Genomic DNA, 21,233 nt, shown 5'->3' with positions numbered 1-21,233 from the left:
GATGCCTGCTGAACTTTCGTTCAGCAGGTTACGCAGATGCAAATAATCAATATCTACGTCATCTGTGTTTATTTGCGGCTATGATTCAAAAATCGTTGATAATTAGGATTTCCATAGAGTCCAAATCACTATAAAAACAAAAAAAAGATGGTAAATGACCAGACAAATAGTCACATACCATCGATATACCCCTGCTCTCTAAAAGATAAGATGTCCTGCTCTCAGCCGGATACACTTATATCTGCTTCTTCAAGCACCTGAGCCAGTTGTTCAAGTACATTTTCCATCCTGCCGATCTCCTCGCCGTATCCTGCCCAGTCGCCTTCTGCCAGGTACTCCTGAGCCCTGTCATAGTGTTCCAGAGCCTGCTGTGCAAGTTCCCTTGCGGTTGCAGGAACCTCTGTATCCTGTCCGCTATCTTCCTCTTCAACACGAATCCTGCCTTCAACAAGCATCTGAAGTGACTCGTGCAGGTCCTCTCCCATTACTACTTTCTGTCCGGAGGATACCACGACCCTCCTGAGTTCAGGTATCTCCGACTCCTCGGCACTGATGAATATCGGTTCTGTGTACAAAATCGAATTTCCGATAGGTACGACCAGCAGGTTTCCTCTGATTACCCTGGAACCTGTCTGGCCCCACAGGGTCAGTTGTTCCGATATGTCAGGATCCTGGTCTATCCTGGATTCGATCTGGGTCGGTCCGTAGATGAGTTCACCCTTTGGCAATTCATAGTGCTTGAGCTCACCGTAGTTCGGCTCGTCGCATCTGGCGGCTATCCAGGCGATCATATTCTCCCTGTTCCTTGGTGTGAACGGTTGCAACAGGACATATTCCAGTCCGCCGTCATTCGGGAGTTTCGTGATCATATAGTAGGGTTCCATTTCGATGCTGGTTCCCCTGTAGACTTCCTTAGGGATCTCCCATGCATCCTCCTTATTGTAGAAGGTATCAGCGTCTGTCATATGGTAATTCTCATACAGGTCCATCTGTACCTTGAAGAAGTCCTTTGGATAACGGATATGGTTCTGAAGACCTTCCGGCATCTCGCTGAAAGGCTTGAAAAGGTCAGGGAATATCTTTGAATAGCTATTCACCACTGGCTCATCTTCCATAACATAGAAGTCCACCGTCCCTTCATAGGCATCCACGACCACCTTAACGGAATTGCGGATATAGTTGATACCATAGAACTTTTCACCGTAGTAGTTCTCAGAATAAGGATATCTGTCTGCTGTGGTGTATGCATCGATGATCCAGTATATCTTTCCTTCATATATCACCGGATACGGGTCGCTGTCATACTCAAGGAACGGGGCTATGGTCTCTGCCCTGTCGACGATCTCCCTGTGATACATCAGTCTGGAATCATCATCTATGTACTCGCTCAGGATGAAATTGGATTCACCGAAAACAAAAGCGAATATAACTCTCTTTGCAAATGAATCCAGAAGTATCCCGCTCTCACCCTCATATTGTGTGAAAACGTTCTGCCCTTCACGAGGATAATCCAGTTCTGCCTGTCCTGTATCTGCTATCTTATAGCCGGTGGTTATCTCGCCGTAGTATATACGTGGATTGTCAACGCTGAACTCTCCGCTAGGAGGGATGTCCTGTAGCACGAACTCAGGTCGTCCATCCTCTGTCTTGGTACTCACGGAATTCATAACGATACCGAACCCATGTGTATAGACCAGACGTTCATTCACCCATGTCCTGGCCTCAGGTGCCAGTTGCATGGTGTCGAGTTCCCTTGCGGATATCATGTACTGCTGGTAGCCCTCGTCCATCATGTAACGGTCGGTGTCAACATCATTGAAAGTATAGTAGGTCCTGATCTGCTGGAGCTGTTTATAGGTCTGCTCCAGGGCCCGCCGGTCCCATATCCGTATATTCTCCGTAATATGGGTATTGTTCGCCAGCTCTTCAGCTGTCAGGTCGGCATTGGCCTCAAAAGGTCTTTCCTCGATGTCCGACAGGCCAAATGCCATTCTCGTATAATTGATATTGTAATCCAGATACTGCTCTTCCAACTGGATCTCTGTTGGTTCTACCTTGAACTGCTGATAGATATTGGGTATAAAAGAGCTGAGCACTATGAACAAAATAAGCATAGCAATAGCTGCAAACGGGATATTCACGTTCTTCAGTTTAATGTTCGCGCCCAAAGCAATAGCTGTAAGCAAGGATAATGCTGTCAGTATGTTGAAGATCGGAAGCCTGACATGTACATCCGTATAGCCGGCACCAGCGACAACACCCTGTTGTGAGAACAGTATGTCGTACCTGTTAAGGAAGAAGCCGAATGCTATCAATACAAAAAAGAAAGCGAAGAGAGCTGATAGATGTACAAGCACCCTTGAAGGCATTATATCCTTAAGACCACCTGTCTGATAAAGGAAGTAGGATTCTTCCGTATCATCGATCTCGATAGCCTCTGACCTGAACACAGGTTGAAGCTTGACGAAGTACAGGACAACGGCCAGTATGATGGAGATGATAGTAAGTGTCAGCAATGCTCCGCGGATCATCTGTATGAGCGGTAACTGGAACACGTAGAACCCGATGTCGTTCATGAGTATCGGATCCTCTATTCCAAATGTGGAGCTGTTCAGATATAACAGGATCGTTCTCCAGCTTGCGCTGAATCCAAGACCAAAGAGCAATGAGAATGCAGCAATGGCTATCAGGACAACGGCCGACTCTTCCGACTCAGTCCTGCTACGTCTGATCTCCTTTTCTTCCAGTATCTTCCTTATGGAATCCCCTGCATATCTCGCATTGACATAGAGAAAGATAAAAGAAAGCAGGAATCCGGGTATTATTGTGATGATCTTCCATTGTAATATCGTTGTGAACACGGAAGTATAGCCTATCATGTCGAACCACAGATAATCAGTATAGATACCTACGAAAGGTCCGATTCCAAAAAATAATGCAATTATCAGGAAAAGAAGAATTTTTATAACTTTCATAGAACACCCCTTATTCAGTGTGAAACCTATGTTATATCTATTACACGCTTAATCCGTAATGCACCAGGAATTAAGAGATATATTCATCCCGTGCCTCTGCCATTGCCAGAAGATTCCTCAAAGGTGTTTCCGGTGCGATCCCACACCCGGGAGCAAGTATGTCTATACCGCTTTCAAGACACTTTCGGGCTTCACTTTTTACTTCGGCAGCACTTTTATTTATCAGGGTATCTGATGTGGAGATATTACCTATTACAGCTATATTCTCCTCGTGAGCCTGAGCAATAATGTGTCTCAGATCACCCACATTTTCCTCGATACTCAATGCATTGAAACCACAGTCCAGAAGGTCAGGGATGATGTTGTCCGTCCGCCCACATATATGGCTGATACAATTTCCCTGTATACTATCAGCGAGCCTTGAATATTCATTTTTCATCAATTTCCTGAAAGCATCCGGTCCCATCATATCCGGAGAAGAAGTCGCATCCGCGATCACCACCGCGTCAGCGCCATGGTCCAGACATGCATTAGCATACAATATGCAGGCATCAACACATCTGTTTACAATGGCTGTCACAAGTTCTGGTTTTTTAATTGTCCATTTAAGGAACGGTTTGATCCCGCAAATAGAAGCTGCAAGGTCAGCAGGTCCCTCAATACCTGCTACGATGGGTGCATTCAGTTCTTTATTTTCTCTTAAGATCTCGCACGTTCTCAGGACTACCGGGATCCTTCCTTTATCCAGAAGTTCTTCATGTACATCGAGCATGTCAGCTTGTTCTTTGAACCTGTCTTTGAAAGGATGAGACACCACGGCAGGAGTCCTTGCTTTGGTACCGGGGTCTATTCCACAGCCAAGTGCTTCAGCGAGAACGGTTACATCAAAAGGAAAACGTATTATCTCGAATTTGGAAACACTATGTAATGAGGATGTAAGTTGTGCCATTTTCTCAGGCACTCTGTCTGCTTCCGGTCGTTCTGCACCGATGATATCCATTAGTTCCAGTACAGGTGAGGTTGTGACAGTACCTACAGGAGGAATGTCAGTACCTTTCCCTTTAAGGATATCATTGAATCTTTTTCTGAGAACATCTTTTTCCTGAGTGATAGAATTCCCCATCTTATTGATGAAGGACTAACATAAAAAATAGATAGTTCTGACCAGAGCTTAAGGGATGGAAAAAGTCTGAAAATAACGAAGATGGTAAATGGGTTAAAAGCTAAGTAGTAACATATTCTATCTAAGAATACCTATATGATAATTGAAACATGATCTTATTCCGGGAAAAGTATGTCAGTAAAAGAAAATATTACCGCGGTCTTGCAAGAACTTGGAAATACTGAACTGGTCTGTGTCACAAAGACCGTGGACCCTGAAAGGATAAACGAGGCTATCAAAGCCGGAGCTACGATAATTGGTGAGAACAGGGTTCAGGAGTATGAAGGAAAATCCGATGACCTCCTCCCATCTTCAAGGCACCTGATAGGACATTTGCAGACAAACAAGGTCAAAAAAGCCGTTCAGTTCTTCGATGTGATCCAGTCGGTAGACTCGCTCAAGATCGCACAGGAGATCGACAAGAGAGCCAGGGAAGCAGACAAGGTCCAGGAGATCTACCTTCAGGTCAACATAGGCGATGAGCCACAGAAACACGGCTTCAAAATAAAGGAAATAGAACAGGCATTGCAGGACATTGCTGAACTCAAGAATATCCGGGTCACAGGTTTCATGTGCATTCCCCCTTATGTTCCACCAGAGCAGGCACGTCCTTATTTCAAAAAGATGAAAGCCCTCTTTGATGAACTGAAGACTGAAACTGAGGGAAAATATGATAATATCGACATTCAGAATTTGTCCATGGGCATGTCCGGTGACTATAAGGTTGCTATAGAGGAAGGGGCCACCATGGTCCGTATAGGTTCTGCACTATTCGGTGACAGGGTTTAAAAACTTATATATGTTATTGGAACATGTTCTTTGCTCATTTAGGGCTCAAAGTTAAAGTACAATGTGAAGGACTTGAGTTGTACGAACATCCTGAACCTAGCGTGAGTTCAGTAGAATATAACTGGGAAATTAAACCCTCAACATATCCAAGTAAAAATTTGCATCGACTATTTGGTTCTTTACTAATAGGGCAATCACCAATAAATGGAGAAGAAATCTTAATCTTTATGTGTATTGGAGAATTAGAGTGTTCTATAATTTGAAATTTACCTATACCAGAGCTTGAATCATATTCAATCCATTTTTTTAGTTTATCGTCTATACTCAATTCAGTTCCCTTGCGGTGTAGTTCTTTCACAAAGTTTATACAAAAGTTCTTACCTACTTCTTTTCCCAAGTCGTAAGCGTCCTCCTTTGAAAACTTATCTAAAATAAGATTTAATGTTTCGTCTCTTAACGCAATATTTCTAAAATTTGTTGTATTGTCATAAAGCATTCCAGTAGTTCTGTTTAATCTCAGTTTTATTGGGCGGTACTTTCCCGAAACAATACCAACAATAATTAAATATGCTAGAACTGTAAATTGACAAAATGCAAAAATAAAAGGAAAAATTCCAATCCATTCTATTTGTGTATCTTTAAAGTAGGAATATGAGAATGCAGAAAGTGTTGCAATTATTTGCAAAATCATAATTACAGTATTTGTTCTTTCAGATGAATCTATTTTAAAAAAAATATCACGCAAACATGTCTTAATGCTCATAACAATCTATTTCTCCAGAAACATTAGTAAGCATCAAGTCTATAATTTCATCTTTATTAGTTTTTTGTTTTAATATCCACATCAATTTTGGAATTGCAGCCTCTGTAATCATATCCCTTAAAGGAATAGCTCCAGCTTCTTTTAATTCTAAAGAGGTCTTATAAGTGTCCATTAATACATTACCTTCATGCTGAGAAGTAATAAATACTGGAATATCATTTGCCTTTTTAATAGATTGAATTAAAGAATGATTATTTCGTGTGCATCCTGTGCCCGCATTATAAAGCTCTAAAATAATAGCTTTTGTTTTTTTCTCGACAACATAACTTATCAAATCTGGATTAAAACCGGGATAAACTTTGAAAAAAGAAATTTTTTCATCCAATGCATTAATCAAATTATAATCCTTATTATCATTTGCTTCAATAACACTATTGAACAACTTATCATTAACAATATTTATATTATAATTTGATGAAAATATATTCTTTTTAAGTATTCCAATTTTATTTGTGTTAATGGAATCAAAGCAGTTATCATAAAATTTTTTCTTTCTGACCCTACAACCAAGGTGAATGTCACTAGGTTTGTCAGGTATCCCTGAAAATACTAAAAAAACTCCTTTAAACCTTTTATCCAATGCTACTCTAAATGCATCATGCATATTAGTAACAGCATCAGTCCCTTCTCCTTCTAAAGGAATATTTGATCCAGTAAATACTACTGGAATTTTAATACCTTGAAGCATAAAAGATAAAGCAGCTGAACTATAGCACATAGTATCAGTTCCATGCGCAATTATTATAGAATCAATTCCTTCATTAATAGCATTATCAACTGATTTTGCTAACTTCGACCAATCAGAAGGAATTAGATTTTCACTAAATTCTCTAATTGGTGTGTCAAAAGATAAACTTACATCTTTTTTTTTCAAATAGTCTTCAAGAGAAGAATACTTATTAGACAAAGTACTTATAAATGTTTTTCTTGTAAGATCATGACCTATATCACCGGAATCACTAAATTTACCACCAATAGTTCCACCAGTGTATATTATCCTTAATTTAGTCATTACCATTTTTATAATGTATTACTATATTTAAATGTATCTTTGATGTAAGATGATTCCACTACAAACGTACAAGAATTGTATAGCATAATTTTCCCTAAATGATTGAACCTTATGTTGTCCTAGATTGAGTAATAAACTAAATTCGTTAGTCTGCTATTTGATAGTTTCTACAAAAAGTCTTCTTTAATATCATTTTTGCCCATTGACATCTAGCACATTTAATGAAAGAAGCGCATGATTTATTAGAATATTGATACTTGAGTTTGGACGGTATGCACACTAAATAATTCTATTTGGGTAGGAAATCTGCAAAATAACCGATTCAATATGGTATCTCAAGTGCATTGGTTATTTTCTCAGTGTGTTCAGGATCATCGAATACAAGACGGATATTTCCATTTTTGAAATAGTATAATCTCATCCTTTCATCGACATGGGATTCACCGGGATATACTTTGATTCCTTTTGCTTTGGATGGAGGGGTGCTGTTCAGGGTTATGTCAACGAGTTTTCCGAGACTTTCAAGGCAACTGATTGATTGTTCAGAATCCTTTAACGTTTTTAATTTAATAACGGTCCTGTTCCTGTTCTCCAGTTCTTTTGAGGAATGGACATGAACAAGAGGGATCAAACGTCTGCAATCGCTTTTTATCCGTTTTAATATATGCTCATCGTTCTGTAGATATTCGTTCCTGACATGTTCAGCTATCCTGAAAGCATCATAGTTCTCCAGGTCATCTATGAATTCAAGAACGCTGTCATAGTCTACAGTGATCTTCAGACAATTGTTACTTTCGATCTGGATTATCTGGTTCAGGAAGATCTCCTTGATGGCATTTATTGGCTGGTTCAGGTTCACAGAATCCGTGAACGGAAACAGGAACAGAGACTGGCGACTGGTGGAAGGGATTACATTCCCTAGATGGGAATTGATCTCTCTGACGGTGCTCTTTGTTTCTCTCTGAGCATTGTACAATATTTCGATCGTTTCGTTCTGTAAGGAGTATATTACTGTTCTAAGATCGTTATTGTCTTCGGCCATCAGGCCTCCTCTTGGCATTTAAATTATATATACCTTCACCGGGAAAAGGGCTCCTGGGCCTGTTAGACATATGGTATGGCTGGAAATTATGGAACATGTCGTATGTTATTCTATCTCAATATCATAAATGCTCAGAAGAGAGACCACTTCAGGCATAGAGAACTTTGCCTTTTTCAGCTTATTGTTGTTCGGGTCGATATTGTAGTTCCTTGCATTCCTGAATGAGGCGAAACTAAGGTCAGTGTTCCCGAACAGGCTATCCTTCAGGTCAGAGCCTTCAAAGCTTGCATTTTTGAGGCTGGTATTGACAAAGTCACAACCATGTATCTCACAACCGATGAATTCGGCATCCTTCAGGTCCATGTCAGAGAAGTTCGAATAGGATATAGAACAGCCTTCAAAGGCAAAACTAAGAACGAAGTCATTGCACTTTGAAAGATCCAGACCCATCACTTTGCAATCAATAAACCTGACATCCTGCAACCTTGTATTGTTCAGATCTATATTCGTAAGATTGCAGTCCTGAAATGTACAATCTATGAATTTTGAGTTCTTAAAGGAGACACCGGTAAGATCAAGATCCTCAAAGGATTCATCTTCGAATTCCTCATTCTGAAATTCCATGATGATCAAAGGTTGTTCCTGCCAGATATAATTTCTTCTTTTGTTTCGATATGCTGATCAAATAATTGGGAACAACAACAATCCTGCCAGAAATGATATCAGATTACAGACAAATGAGAGAATCAGTACTTTTCTTGCAGGGAGATCCAATACAAAATAATAGATGAGGGATTCGACCAGGAAAACAAATGTCTCACCGGATGCGACATAAACGTGGTGTTCCCTTATGAAAAATGGTAATACGAACCACAGATATGGCAGGGTCGCAAAAGAAGCAAAGAATCCTGCAAATAACAGTATAGGATCACTGATGTTTTCTTTGTTTACTTTGAAGAAATGCCTGACAACTATGAATAACAGAGAGGTCTCAATTGCGATGGTCAATATAAGGGAAAGCAGGAACAGATACTCATAGGTCATCAGTTACCCTCAATAATTATCCATGTGGATGAACCAAATATGCCTTTGAAAAAGTTCCTCATATTATCCAGCACAGACCATTTGCTGTTCTCCTGTTCAGGAGATGCTCCTTGTTGTCCTTCATCTGCTTGTTCGATTGCTGATGCTTCAAATTCCTGTTCATCATTGAGACTATCTTCCATATCTGACATAGAGGATCCCAGGGTTAAACTTAGACCGTCGATATCCGGTCTGTCAAAGGTCTGCACTCTTTCCACACCGCCAACATATGTGGACAATCTTTTTGATTCATACAATATCAGGTCTGTATCATTGGATCCGGCTATTGAGTAGTATCTCTTTTCTTTGGTTAGCGGGTTAGCTACCACAAGAGTATCCCATTCAACATTAAGGTCAAAAGTATAGCCCGGATGATTATGTTCGTCATCAAAACTGATATTTTCAAGTCCCGTTCTCTCAAAATACTCCCTTTCAACAGCATAGACCGTTAGGTCATTGGCTTTGTAGAACTGGGTAAGACATTCATCCGTATCGATGACATAGGAATTCTTACATTGGATCACAGGTCCTCTGATGTATCCGACAAATACCACATCTGGGAAGTCACCGATATTGTCTATCTTTACGCACCTTTCTATAACTTTTGTTCCGGGAAATAGGACATCGGCATTTACCGGCTGTGTAGATAAAAACAATATGCATAGGATGATTATCACAATGGCTATATTTGATATTCTCATTTCAACATCAACAATTAGAAAATATATCATATTTATTGAAATATCTTGTGCTTATTCCTCCAACAAAGCATAAATACACAGGGACCAATCTAAAATTGTGGAAGTTTGGGGTGGTGTTACCTTTAATGCCTGATGATAAGACCATGAAGGTCCTGAGGAAATTATTGAAAGAACAGAAATTAGCAGTTCTTGCTACTTTCCATGATGATGAACCATATACCAACCTTGTGGGATTTGCAAGCAGTGAAGACCTGAGATACATCTTTTTTGTTACACCGCTTGCCACGAGAAAGTACGCTTATCTTCAGGATTCTAAGAAAGCATCCATGATGATCGACAACAGATCGAACAGGGAGATAGACTTCAGGGATGCGATGGCGGTCAATGCCACAGGAACCGTTACAGAGGTTGAAAAAACACAGGAGTTCAAAGCCCCCTATCTTGAAAAACATCCGTATCTTGCTGATTTCCTTGACTCTCCATCCTCAGCTCTGATGAGAATGGAGGTCCAAAGGTACATAGTTGCCAGCAGGTTCCAGAATGTTGTGGAGATAGATATGAGATGAAAGAACTCGTAATTCCTATGGGGAACATACAGGAAGAACACAGGGATCTTATCGGTTCAAAGGCATTCTCACTTCATTCCATATTCAATAGCGGTTTTAAAGTTCCTTTTTTTATCTGCATAACTACAAAAGCATATGAACGATATATTAGCTCAAGCTCCCTTAAAGGAAGGATCATACTGGAACTTTCCAGAAAGGATATCGGTGATATGCGCTGGGAAGAGATGTGGGATACATCCCTGCGGATAAGGAACATGTTCCTCAATACGCCGGTCACCGGTTCACTTGCCAGCTCTATCATGGAATACCTCACTGAACACTTTTCCAATAAACCCGTAGTCGTGAGGTCATCAGCGCCCGGAGAAGATTCATCCCAGACATCCTTTGCAGGGCTGCATGAATCCTATGTGAATATAAGAGGTGAAGAGGCTATACTGGAACATATCAGGCTCGTGTGGGCTTCCCTCTGGTCCGATGCAGCCTTTCTCTACAGGAAGGAACTTGGTCTTGATATCAAACACAGTAAAATGGCCGTCCTTGTTCAGGAACTCATAGAGAGCGATGTTTCCGGGATAATCTTCAGTAGCAGTCCGGAGAACAGGGAAGAGATGGTCATAGAAGCTGTACATGGCCTGAACAAAGGACTTGTGGACGGTGATATCGAACCTGACAGATGGGTGGTCGACAGGAGAACAGCAGCCATAGTTCAGTATTCAAGCCCTTCTTCCCGTGAGAGGATCGTGCATCTCAGGGAAACCGGGACATCGATCGACATGACATCAGATGATGTTTCCATGTTAGTTCCTCTGGATGAGAATGATGTTCTCAGATTACACGATATAGCAATTGAACTTGAGAGTTCATCAGGACAACCACAGGATATCGAATGGACGAAAAAGGAGAAAGAGGTCTACATTCTCCAGTCCAGACCAATAACAACCCTTGATGATAAAGAAAAACTCTGGTACCTTTCTCTCAGAAGGACGGTGAACAACCTGCAAGATCTCCGCCTGAAGATAGAGAATGAACTCATCCCTGAGATGATAGAGGATGCCAGAAAACTGGCTTCCGTAGAATTCAGATCACTAAGCGATGAGGAACTTGCCAGGGAAATAGTACGACGAAAGGATCTATACGATAACTGGGATAAGAGATATACGGACGAGTTCATTCCTTTTGCCCACGGAATGCGGCTCTTTGGCCAGGTCTACAATGACATTGTACGACCATCCGACCCATATGAGTTCATGGGTCTTCTTTCAGGTTCGGGGCTGCTTAGTCTCAAGAGGAATGAAAGACTTGAAAGAATTGCGGACATGCTCAGGAAAGATAAGTCTCTTTTTGAAAGGGCAAAGAACAATTCTATTGATGATATCTTAGAAGAAGAGATCAATGGCTTTCTTGATGACTTTGCCCATTCCGGCTTTATCAACAGCAGAGAGGATTTGATCAAGCTCATTCTGGAAATGGCAATAAAGCCTGAAAAAGAAGCTGTGGCAGATAAGGACCATAGCGATCAGGAAGAGATGTTCCTGTCCTCTTTCCCTGAAAAGGACAGAGTATTTGCCGAAGAGCTTCTGGATATGGGACGTATAAGCTATCGTCTGCGTGATGACGATAACATCCATCTTGGCAGGATCGAGAACCAATATCTTATCGCTGTCAATGAGGGAAAGGAGAGGCTTATCGGGAGACTGGATGATCCCGGTTCGGTAGAATACATTGAACTACAGGAACTCCGGAAAGCACTCAATGATAAGTCGTATATTCCAGTTGTCAGGGACAATACCGATGAAAAGGTGGGTTCCCCCGATGAAGGTTTGTTCAAAAGACAGATACAGGGGCAGCCTGCAGGAAAAGGACTGGTCACCGGTATTGCACATGTTATAACCAATAACGATGACCTTTTCAATATCAAGTTCGGTGAGATACTGGTATGCGATGCTATAGACCCTAACATGACATTCGTTGTTCCCCTTGTGAGCGGGATAGTCGAGCGCAGGGGTGGAATGCTGATACATGGTGCTATAATTGCAAGAGAATACGGGATCCCATGTGTGACCGGCATACCCGATGCAACCCGGGTTGTCAGGAACGGTGATGAGATCACGGTGGATGGTTATCTCGGGATCATCACAATAAAACGGAAGTGAGATCCATGTCGAATACCCTGTTCTGGATATATCTGATAAACTCTGTTCTGCTGATCGACCATGAGATCGATTCAGCTTACTGGAAGGAGTGGGATTTGTTCAGGCTACCCGGAGGTATCACGGGTTTCCTTCTGATACACATACCTGTCCTTTTCTTCGTTCTTTATGGGCTGGTCCTGGTATACCAGCAGTCCTATACAGGTCTTATTTTCTCATTGGTCCTGAGCCTTTCAGGATTATTTGCATTCACAGCACACATGTATTTTATCAAAATGGGTCGGGAAGAGTTCAGGATTCCCATGTCCCTGTTCATCCTTTCGGCAACCCTCATAGTATCGCTGGTACAGTTAATCCTTACACTTGACCTTCTTCTGGTCCCATGAATCACAAAACTACATAACAGATGTGAACAAAACAAAAACAAATGGGGTGTATTGCAGATGTGGTGGCTCTTCGACCAAACCATTCTGTGACAGAAACCACTGGCATATCAAATTCAGAGATGACAGGAACTGAGAATGTACCCTTTCCTTGATTTAGGTCAGATAGTTCCTGAAGAATATTCCAGGAGAAATATACATTGAAAAAAGAAGTTGAAAAAGAGAAAAAGCCTGCAATAAAAGTATCAAGGGACGGACCTTTCATCGTCAGGGACCTCAAAACACTCAGGAACTCAAAGGGCACATTCATCGAAACGGTTCCTGTTATGGCATTATGCAGATGCGGAGCTTCAAAGGACAAACCATTCTGTGACGGAGCCCATACAAAGAACGAACTTTCAGGTGAGAAAGAAGAAGACCGGGTTCCCGACAGGACCGATTCCTATGTTGGTGAGAACATAACCGTCCACCACAACAAGGGAGTATGTTCCCATATAGGCAACTGTATCCTGAAATTACCAGAGGTTTTCAGAAAGGGACAGAAACCCTGGGTGGATACGGAAGCTGCAAAACCTGAAGAGATAGCAAAGGTCATCAGATCCTGTCCCTCAGGCTCATTGAGCTATACGATAAATGGAGAACTGCATAAGGATTATCCTCATGAACCTGAGATATTCCTTGTAAAGAACGGCCCCTATCACGTTGTCGGTGGAATAGAACTGGATGACCCGGATGGTTCAAAACCTGAGACTAAGGACCACTATGCTCTCTGCAGGTGTGGGGCTTCAAAGAACAAGCCGTTCTGCGATGGCACTCATCTGGATACAGAGTTCAGGGACAGGATAAACTGAGATATTCAGTTAGTTCCTGCCTGTTTTTCCTGTAAAGAAAGGAATATCAGAAGATCCTTTTCATTCTGGAGATCACATTATCGGATATTATGTGGACTTCCATCGAGAGGACCATTCCTGCTGTGGTCGCTATTATGAAACTGGAAGGTATGGACCTAAGATCGAAGCCACCGAGTAGCAGTATTGCAGCAACTATAACAGCAAGGTTCAGTACTATCGTCAGAGGTCCGATAACCGGGTTATGGGAGAATCCCCTGTGTTTGAATATTTCCTTATACGGCCACCACAGGAACCTGAGCACTCCCCATCTTTTGTAGGGTTTGCTGTTCACATCCAGGTCAGGACTCAGGAAGAATGTCGCGAACATGTATGCCAGTGAGAATGACAGTATCGTGTAAGTGTTGAGATAAACGGATATTACAGCAATTTCTTTCCAGATAAGGTAATAAAGACCAAATATCACTGCTATCAGCACTGCAGCATTTATTGTGTCATGGGTTTTTCCATCAGGCATAGTTCATCTTCCCTCACAAACTGTTTTTAGCTTACTGACTATTAAAGTGTTATTATAAAAATGATTACGTGATCAGGTTGCATCATTTATTCCATACTGTTTATCAGAACATTTGTTAAGAACTGTTGTTAAGAACAGTTATTAAGTACCCTTTTTCCTGAAGATTGGTTCCAAATATATAAGCGTTCACAGGATCTAGTCTGAATTGGAGTGTTTCAGCTTTGTTGGAGCTGTGCATTGGGGTTGATATCATGATAGGAACTCGTGGAAGATCTGTAATGGCATTATTCTTATTTTTATTAGTTGTGAATATTTCAGCAGCTGCAACGATAACGGTTGACGATGATCCGGGAAAGGACTATACCACAATACAGGAAGCGATAAATGCTGCAAATGATACGGATACCATACTTGTGTATCCGGGAACGTACACTGAGAATGTTATAGTTAACAGATCGGTATCAATACAATCTCAGTCTGGTGATCCTGGTGATACCATTGTAGATGCTGCCGATGGTTTTGATAATGCGTTCAATGTGACTGTTGATGATGTACTGATAGAGGGGTTCAATATCACAGGAGTGGATGTAGGTCCTGCTTGCGGAGTATATGTTTCAGATGTTGAGAACGTCAGAATAGTCAACAACCATCTTATGGATAACCCAAGCGGTGTCCGTTTCAATGCTACAGGTAACAGCAATATAACGAACAATTACATTTATTCAAGCGGTTTCGACGGAATCCTGCTATATTATGCCAGCGATAATATGATTGTAAATAACGTGATCATCGAATGCGGTAACGGCATATATCTTGCATCTTCATGTAACAACAATACCCTGATCAATAACACTGTTCTGGAAAGTCATTTCGGGATATGGGTATCGAGTTCTGATAATAATACCCTGACAGGTAATAATGCATCAGAGAATTATGATGGATTATACATACATGGGTTTGAGAATATTCTGAGTAAAAATATCGTTCTCTACAATACAAATGCTGGTATTCTGATTGAGGGCGGTTACAACAGTACCCTTACAGAGAACGTTGCAACAAATAATCTTGAAGGTATCTCTCTTCGTCTTGCCAAAAATAATACAGTATATCGCAACAATGCGAGTTCAAATAATGAACATGGTATAATCGTGAAGAGAAGCGAATACAACATGTTCGATTCCAATATCGCATCATCAAACAAAGGCAATGGTATAGTTCTTGATAATGAGAACTATAACAATACACTTGAGAATAATACTGCACTGAAGAATGATGACAACGGTATTTTCATTGTGGGTTCACACAACAATACAATAAACAACAACACCGCAGATTCCAATGTAATGGTGGGTATCTATCTGCTGGGATCGAATGACAACTATCTTTTCCAGAACATTGCAAAAATGAATCAGAAAGATGGTATCTATATTGAGTATTCATCCGGCAATGTGCTGAACAGTAACAATGTTCATTCTAACATGGACAGGGGTGTACGTTTGGTTGATTCCAGTAACACCACCCTGGATAGTAATATCATTTGCAATAACAGTGCATTTGGTATTCGTTTGTTCAATAGTGATGATAACACCATTTATAACAACTATTTCAATAACACGAACAATACTCAGATAGAAGGAGCCAGCAACGATAACTCATGGAACATCAGCAAGACCAGCGGTCCGAACATCATAAGCGGACCATTCCTTGGTGGAAACTACTGGGCAGAACCGAATGGAACAGGATTCAGTCAGACTTGTGTGGACATGGACAATGATGGATTCTGTGATACACAGTTCGACCTCGATGCAAACAATACCGATCTCCTTCCATTGAATCTCGGTCCGGTCATCGATCTTGAAAAATATGTAAATGGAGTGGATGCGGACAACCCTATTGGAGTGGCCCTTAGGGAGAATAGTACTGTAACATGGGAATACGTGGTCAATAACACTGGCAATGTCATCCTGACAGGCATCACTGTCACAGACGATGAACTTGGGACCATCTGTTCTATTGAAAAGCTAATGCCCGGCCAGAGTTCAATGTGTACTGTAGAGGGAACGGTTGAGTACGGTCCTCATGCAAATCTGGGCACTGTTTCAGCAACTTATGAAGGCATTGAGTTCGAATTATTACTGAGTGATGAAGACCCTGCCAACTACTTTGGTGCTGATCCGTCAATAGATGTTGAAAAGTACACCAATGGATTTGATATGGATAAGGATTTCACTCCAGGGGTCTATATTGGAGATGAAGTCACCTGGCAATATGTGATCACAAACACCGGCAATGTGACACTTTCCAACATAGTACTGAGCGATGACATGGAAGGTCTTATACCCTGTCCAGTTACTAGCCTTGCACCCGGTGAATCCATGACCTGTGAATGGGAAGGTGTAGCAACAGAATACGGTCTGTATCACAACACCGTTAATGTAACGGGTGATTTTGAAGGCCTGGTTGCAAGCGATGAAGACACCGGTGTGTATTACGGTGCGGAAGCAGATGACGGTGATTGGGAACCAACTGCTGTACCAACTGCTGATCCTTTGATAACAGCAGGTGTACTGGGTATTTTTGTATCCCTGATGATCATACGTAAAAGGAAATGATCGTTTTTTGACCGAGCATCAATTCGATGTTCGTTCTCTCTTTCTTTTTTATTCTTGTACCAGCCATTCAGCGAAGCTATTTTTAAGCCTCTTCTCTAAAATATTGTAAATTGTTGGCCTGGAAAACAAAATGGAAATTTTTTCAACAATGATGTTCAGGACTACAGTTTAGAATAATAGCTTCCATACATTTATAATTTTTTAGAGACAAATATAACTTTTACATATATAACTATCACTTATTTTTAATTAACTGTGGGGGAAATACAAATGAAAATAAGACAATATCTGAAATCTTGTTTTGGGATTTTATTTTTAATTTTTATAGTTCTTATTGGTACAGCGTCGGCGGTCACTGAAGCCGATGAGATGTTCTTGATACAGGGAACTGAAGAAGACTACACCGAAGGAGGATACCTTGACACTGACTTTACTACAAATATGATGGCAGAATGGTGGTATCTAAATGGGAATACAACGCTTGTAGCAGATGATGGAGAAGAAAGGGATCTCGGTTTCTTTGTTGTGCTGGCACATCAGGAATCACCCATAATGGTGACCTCTGATGGAACACAACTCTCCTATATGCTTACTTTCTACGGTCTCTATTACGATAATGGTACAGCACTTTTCAACAAGACCGATACTTATATTCCACGTGCTCTTCTTTCTAATTATGTAGGGATACACACACCTTATGTGGACTATACGTTCCCTGATGGCATGAAGAGCTACAATGGTTCGCAATCTCAGGGATATGAATTGAATTACACATGTGAGGATATGGAAATGGACCTGTTATTCCAGACCAATGCGGACAAAACCGTGGACCAGGCTGAAGAACCATTGAGATTCATAACGTACGAACATGCCTGTGGAGATCTTAGTGGGTCAATAGTCCTTGATGGTAAAAAGTATACAGTAGTGCAGGGTGAAAGCTATATGGACCACATGATATCAATGACGAACACAGAGATAACATGGCCAATGGAGATGCATGGCTGGAGCTGGTCCGAGGTAAGCACGGATAACTATCAGACGGTTTTCTACGGTGTCAGGGACATAGTTGGTGATGGCTATGATGAATACTCATACAAGCACCTGATATTGATGGAAAAATGCAGTGGAAAGGTCATCTCTGAGTATTTCGGGGATGAGGTCGATGTTATTGAAAAAGACTGGATAGCTGAAGAACAATATAATAGGATACGGCCGCTAAGCACTACATTATCAACATCCGACCTTAAGGTCAATATCAATGCCGACAATGTGGCTGTCTTCAACTACATAACACCTATTGAGAACGGGGGTTTTGTAGACTTCATGTCCTTCCAGCAGGAAGGTGCATCTATCAGCTACAATGACACAACTGAAGAAGGAAATGCTTTCTGGGAGTACCTGGTAAGCGATATGGGAGCACTGGCACAACCAGAAGCTGTTCCAACAGCCACACCTCTGATCACAGCAAGTGCATTGGGTATTTTTACAATTCTTTTCCTGAGGAAACAATAACAGGAAGATCAAGCATCCTTTTGAAGGATGCTTTTACATAATTTGAGCATTCAAAATATTCTTTTCACAGATACTTGCTACCTTCCCTGATGCTCAGAGGATGCAGCTCATGATGCTCTATGAAGTCCTTTACCCACTGATCATCGGTCTTTGAATACTGCCTCAATGCCCAGCCGATCGCCTTGTTGATGAAGAACTCATCAGAGCCTGTATTATCTAAAATGACCTTCCTGAGCAGATCTGTATCCGTTTCTTCCTTATATTTCAACTGGAATAATATGGCAGCCCTTGAAAGCCACATGTTGTTGCTTTTGCTCCATACAGGTATAGTACTCTCTTTCAATGTGGAATGATTGAGACACATCTTCCCGACAACGTTTGATGCAAGGGCATCCACAGTATCCCACCATGACCTTGTGATGATCAGATGCTCAACATTATCAATATCGGTCTCTCGGAGTTCACCGGCCAGAGCGATAAGGATGTCCTGAGCAAGATATTGGAATTCCCTCTCCGGCAGTTCCCATAGTTGAAATATGAACTCCCAGTCGGCTATTTTATTCTTTCTGGACTGCTTTATGAACTGCTTTTGTAAAACTGTCCTTTGAGGCTTCTTTGTACCTAAGAACGGGAACTGGTTCTTCATATAGGCAGACATCTGGAATGCCTGCTCTTCATTCCTGGAAGAATGATAGGCTTCTATCAACCTGTTTTTCATTTCTTCGATTTCTTTATTCATATTATACTGCCTTTTTAAAGAAACTATATGGAATATTTTATTAGAGCATTTTCCCGGACACACAAAAGACCTAATACTTAACGAAACCTTCAGGAAGTAAATGAAAGGAAATGAGTTTGGGAATCTCAGTGAGTGGTTTCAGGAATATGTCAGGTCATTCTATACAGATGATGACTTCATCCAGCAGAACATAATCCTGAAAGAGGAACATAGCCTCAGGGTCGTTGAGAATGCTGTTCTGATCGCTGAAGCTGGGAAACTTGATGATGAGGACTTATTTCTGGCAAGGACGATCGCTCTTTTTCATGATATTGGTCGCTTCGAGCAGATCAGGAAATACAGGACATTCAGGGATTCCGACTCAGAGAACCATGCAAATCTTGGAGTAAGGGTTCTGAAGGAAGAGAAAGTACTTTCCAATTTGCCAGCCAGTGAACAGAAGCTTATCCTTACAGCGATCGGCTGCCACAATATGCATATTCTTCCTGATATACCAGATAAGAAGACCCATCTGCATTCACGTATCATAAGGGATGCGGATAAACTTGATATCTATAAGGTCTTCACTGACCACTTTGCGATCAGGGCAGAATCCCCGAATTCCGCACTCGATCAGGAGATGCCAGATACGCACGGATACTCAAAGGTCATTATTGATGACCTGATGAACAATAAGATAGCAAGCATGCAGGATGTCAGGAATTACAATGACCTGAACCTGACCCGTCTGGCATGGGTATTCGATATGAATACCGTTAAAGCCATGCAGCTTCTCCGCGAGAGAGGATACATAGAGAAGATAATTGCTGTTTTGCCTCAAAGTAAAGAGATAGATGAGCTTCATTCTCATCTTGAGAATTACATAGACAATATTCTGGAGAACAAGACCAGTGGACCTTAAGAATGTACATGTATGTCCTGCTGAGATCGCAGGCATCCTTGACAACAGATTCCGAAGGAAGCTTCAGAATCCCGAAACCATAATGGGACCATTTGTGAAAGAAGGTATGACGGTACTCGACCTTGGTTGCGGCCCGGGATTCTTCTCAGTGGTGCTGGCAAAACTCGTAGGCGCTTCAGGGAAAGTAATTGCTGTTGATTTGCAGGAAGGAATGCTTCAGAAGGTCAGGAATAAAGTTCAGGGAACTAAACTCGAAAAACGCATCATCCTGCATAAATGTGAAGCTGACAGGATCGGCATCTCTGAGAAGGTGGACCTTGTTAACACTTTTTACATGCTGCATGAGGTTCCAGATCAGAAAAAGACCCTTGCTGAAATAAAGGAGATCCTGAAACCAGATGGACTTTTATTGATATGCGAACCATACCTGCATGTTTCAGGAAGGGCTTTTAAGAACACTATCTCAAAAGCTGAAGCTCTGGGATTTGTTGCTCTCGAAAGGCCAGAGATATTCTTCAGCAGGGCTGTCCTGATGAAAAAGAGCTGATCGCCTCATTTTGATATACCAAAATACCTAAGTAAGGTCGGCTACTTCAAAAACACAGAGTTGATAGATTGACAATAAAAGACGGCGATACAGTAAAGGTAGACTATACAGGAATGCTTGAAGACGGCTCTGTTTTCGATTCATCCGAGGGAAGACAGCCTCTGGAATTCACAGTAGGCTCCGGTCAGGTAATAAAGGGATTTGACGATGCAGTAATGGGGCTGGAAGTCGGTGATGAGACAGAGATCACAATTCCTCCTGAAGAAGCATATGGTGAACATAAGTCCTCACTGGTTGACACTGTATCCAGAGACCTTGTTCAAAGCAACGATATGGTGATGGAGATTGGTAAGACATTCTTCGTGCAGACGCCACATGGGGAACCTATGCCTGCAAAAGTGATTGCTCTTACTGATGATGAGGTCACGTTCGACCTGAACCATCCTCTTGCCGGCAAGACGCTGACATTTAAGATCAAAGTTGTAGAAGCTTAGATCAGATTGTTTTTATTTTATATTTTTATCACAGGCAGATGTCAGGGGATGAGACAATCTCTGACCCTGCCAACAATTTTCAGGAAATACAGTTTTTCTTTTTTTCCACAAAACATCTATTTTATAGCTCTTGTACTTGTTTTTATAGAACAGTCTAAATCACCTATATCATCATCATCATACTCATTATATACTAAACAATACATATATTTATATAGCTGAAAAATATACTAGTGATTGCAGCCACATGATCTGAAGTGCAGACCGGCTGTATGACCGATCGGTGGTACGATCTTTGACTTGATTGAAAACAACTGAAGCTAAAAACAAACAAACTGGAACGTTAACAGACCCACTCTCACATTACTCCCACACCA

At 41.3% G+C, this 21,233-nt stretch carries 20 protein-coding genes; 10 read left to right on the top strand and 10 right to left on the bottom strand.

Features of this window, described 5'->3' with window-relative positions; translation table 11 throughout:
* Window positions 1–221: 221 nt before the first annotated feature.
* Together V7O63_RS09405 and mtaA are read right to left on the bottom strand one after the other, a co-directional pair.
* Window positions 222–2,975, bottom strand: a complete 2,754-nt coding sequence (locus V7O63_RS09405; RefSeq protein WP_340818218.1) for a UPF0182 family protein — start codon at window positions 2,973–2,975, stop codon at window positions 222–224.
* A gap of 70 nt (window positions 2,976–3,045) precedes the next feature.
* The gene (mtaA, locus tag V7O63_RS09400) at window positions 3,046–4,098 is read right to left on the bottom strand and encodes a methylcobamide:CoM methyltransferase MtaA (RefSeq protein WP_340818217.1); all 1,053 of its coding nucleotides are present in this window, start codon (window positions 4,096–4,098) and stop codon (window positions 3,046–3,048) included.
* A 171-nt stretch (window positions 4,099–4,269) separates the two neighbouring features.
* On the opposite strand from mtaA, the gene V7O63_RS09395 reads away from it, so the two are divergent.
* A complete protein-coding gene (locus V7O63_RS09395) occupies window positions 4,270–4,926 on the top strand; it encodes a YggS family pyridoxal phosphate-dependent enzyme (RefSeq protein ID WP_340818216.1) in 657 nt (218 codons plus the stop codon).
* Window positions 4,927–4,960: 34 nt separating this feature from the next.
* Here V7O63_RS09395 and V7O63_RS09390 read toward each other — a convergent pair whose 3' ends face one another.
* The 6 genes from V7O63_RS09390 to V7O63_RS09365 form a co-directional block, all read right to left on the bottom strand.
* Window positions 4,961–5,689: a hypothetical protein gene (locus tag V7O63_RS09390; protein ID WP_340818214.1), complete on the bottom strand. Its 729-nt coding sequence runs from the start codon at window positions 5,687–5,689 to the stop codon at window positions 4,961–4,963.
* Entirely contained in the window at window positions 5,679–6,767 is a 1,089-nt protein-coding gene (locus tag V7O63_RS09385) for an asparaginase domain-containing protein (RefSeq protein ID WP_340818212.1), read from the bottom strand. The genes V7O63_RS09390 and V7O63_RS09385 overlap by 11 nt, the downstream gene beginning before the upstream one ends.
* Window positions 6,768–7,083: 316 nt before the next feature.
* Window positions 7,084–7,803, bottom strand: coding sequence for a hypothetical protein (locus V7O63_RS09380; RefSeq protein WP_340818210.1), 720 nt, complete (start codon window positions 7,801–7,803; stop codon window positions 7,084–7,086).
* Window positions 7,804–7,908: 105 nt separating this feature from the next.
* The gene (locus V7O63_RS09375) at window positions 7,909–8,427 is read right to left on the bottom strand and encodes a pentapeptide repeat-containing protein (protein ID WP_340818209.1); all 519 of its coding nucleotides are present in this window, start codon (window positions 8,425–8,427) and stop codon (window positions 7,909–7,911) included.
* Between the two features lie 57 nt (window positions 8,428–8,484).
* Window positions 8,485–8,847 carry a hypothetical protein gene (locus V7O63_RS09370; protein WP_340818208.1) on the bottom strand — a complete coding sequence of 121 codons (363 nt, stop codon included), beginning with the start codon at window positions 8,845–8,847 and terminating at the stop codon, window positions 8,485–8,487.
* Complete coding sequence (locus V7O63_RS09365) at window positions 8,847–9,587, bottom strand: hypothetical protein (protein WP_340818206.1); 741 nt, start codon at window positions 9,585–9,587, stop codon at window positions 8,847–8,849. The genes V7O63_RS09370 and V7O63_RS09365 overlap by 1 nt, the downstream gene beginning before the upstream one ends.
* Before the next feature lie 125 nt (window positions 9,588–9,712).
* Between V7O63_RS09365 and V7O63_RS09360 the strand changes: the two genes are divergently transcribed.
* The 4 genes from V7O63_RS09360 (at window position 9,713) to V7O63_RS09345 (ending at window position 13,537) form a co-directional block, all read left to right on the top strand.
* Entirely contained in the window at window positions 9,713–10,153 is a 441-nt protein-coding gene (locus V7O63_RS09360) for a pyridoxamine 5'-phosphate oxidase family protein (protein ID WP_340818204.1), read from the top strand.
* Window positions 10,150–12,306 (top strand): PEP/pyruvate-binding domain-containing protein, encoded by a 2,157-nt coding sequence (locus V7O63_RS09355; RefSeq protein ID WP_340818202.1) that lies wholly within the window; start codon window positions 10,150–10,152, stop codon window positions 12,304–12,306. Before V7O63_RS09360 ends, V7O63_RS09355 begins: the two co-directional genes overlap by 4 nt.
* A 5-nt stretch (window positions 12,307–12,311) precedes the next feature.
* The gene (locus V7O63_RS09350) at window positions 12,312–12,689 is read left to right on the top strand and encodes a DUF6713 family protein (protein WP_340818200.1); all 378 of its coding nucleotides are present in this window, start codon (window positions 12,312–12,314) and stop codon (window positions 12,687–12,689) included.
* A gap of 197 nt (window positions 12,690–12,886) precedes the next feature.
* Window positions 12,887–13,537 (top strand): CDGSH iron-sulfur domain-containing protein, encoded by a 651-nt coding sequence (locus V7O63_RS09345; RefSeq protein ID WP_340818198.1) that lies wholly within the window; start codon window positions 12,887–12,889, stop codon window positions 13,535–13,537.
* Between the two features lie 46 nt (window positions 13,538–13,583).
* Here V7O63_RS09345 and V7O63_RS09340 read toward each other — a convergent pair whose 3' ends face one another.
* Complete coding sequence (locus tag V7O63_RS09340; protein WP_340818197.1) at window positions 13,584–14,051, bottom strand: metal-binding protein; 468 nt, start codon at window positions 14,049–14,051, stop codon at window positions 13,584–13,586.
* A 251-nt stretch (window positions 14,052–14,302) separates the two neighbouring features.
* On the opposite strand from V7O63_RS09340, the gene V7O63_RS09335 reads away from it, so the two are divergent.
* Both V7O63_RS09335 and V7O63_RS09330 read left to right on the top strand, forming a co-directional pair.
* A complete protein-coding gene (locus V7O63_RS09335; protein ID WP_340818194.1) occupies window positions 14,303–16,663 on the top strand; it encodes a NosD domain-containing protein in 2,361 nt (786 codons plus the stop codon).
* A 369-nt stretch (window positions 16,664–17,032) separates the two neighbouring features.
* On the top strand, window positions 17,033–18,175 hold the full coding sequence (locus V7O63_RS09330) for a hypothetical protein (protein WP_340818192.1): 1,143 nt from the start codon (window positions 17,033–17,035) through the stop codon (window positions 18,173–18,175).
* A gap of 64 nt (window positions 18,176–18,239) precedes the next feature.
* On the opposite strand, the gene V7O63_RS09325 is transcribed toward V7O63_RS09330, so the two are convergent.
* On the bottom strand, window positions 18,240–18,914 hold the full coding sequence (locus V7O63_RS09325; protein ID WP_340818190.1) for a DNA alkylation repair protein: 675 nt from the start codon (window positions 18,912–18,914) through the stop codon (window positions 18,240–18,242).
* Window positions 18,915–19,014: 100 nt separating this feature from the next.
* Between V7O63_RS09325 and V7O63_RS09320 the strand changes: the two genes are divergently transcribed.
* From V7O63_RS09320 to V7O63_RS09310, 3 genes are all read left to right on the top strand, one after another.
* Window positions 19,015–19,815: an HD domain-containing protein gene (locus V7O63_RS09320; protein WP_340818189.1), complete on the top strand. Its 801-nt coding sequence runs from the start codon at window positions 19,015–19,017 to the stop codon at window positions 19,813–19,815.
* On the top strand, window positions 19,805–20,362 hold the full coding sequence (locus V7O63_RS09315; RefSeq protein WP_340818188.1) for a class I SAM-dependent methyltransferase: 558 nt from the start codon (window positions 19,805–19,807) through the stop codon (window positions 20,360–20,362). Before V7O63_RS09320 ends, V7O63_RS09315 begins: the two co-directional genes overlap by 11 nt.
* A 68-nt stretch (window positions 20,363–20,430) precedes the next feature.
* Window positions 20,431–20,856: a peptidylprolyl isomerase gene (locus tag V7O63_RS09310; RefSeq protein ID WP_340818187.1), complete on the top strand. Its 426-nt coding sequence runs from the start codon at window positions 20,431–20,433 to the stop codon at window positions 20,854–20,856.
* Window positions 20,857–21,233 lie beyond the last annotated feature (377 nt).

The organism is Methanolobus sp. WCC4 (genome assembly GCF_038022665.1).
GTDB lineage: Archaea > Halobacteriota > Methanosarcinia > Methanosarcinales > Methanosarcinaceae > Methanolobus.
This window is presented reverse-complemented; position numbering and strand designations above follow the sequence as displayed.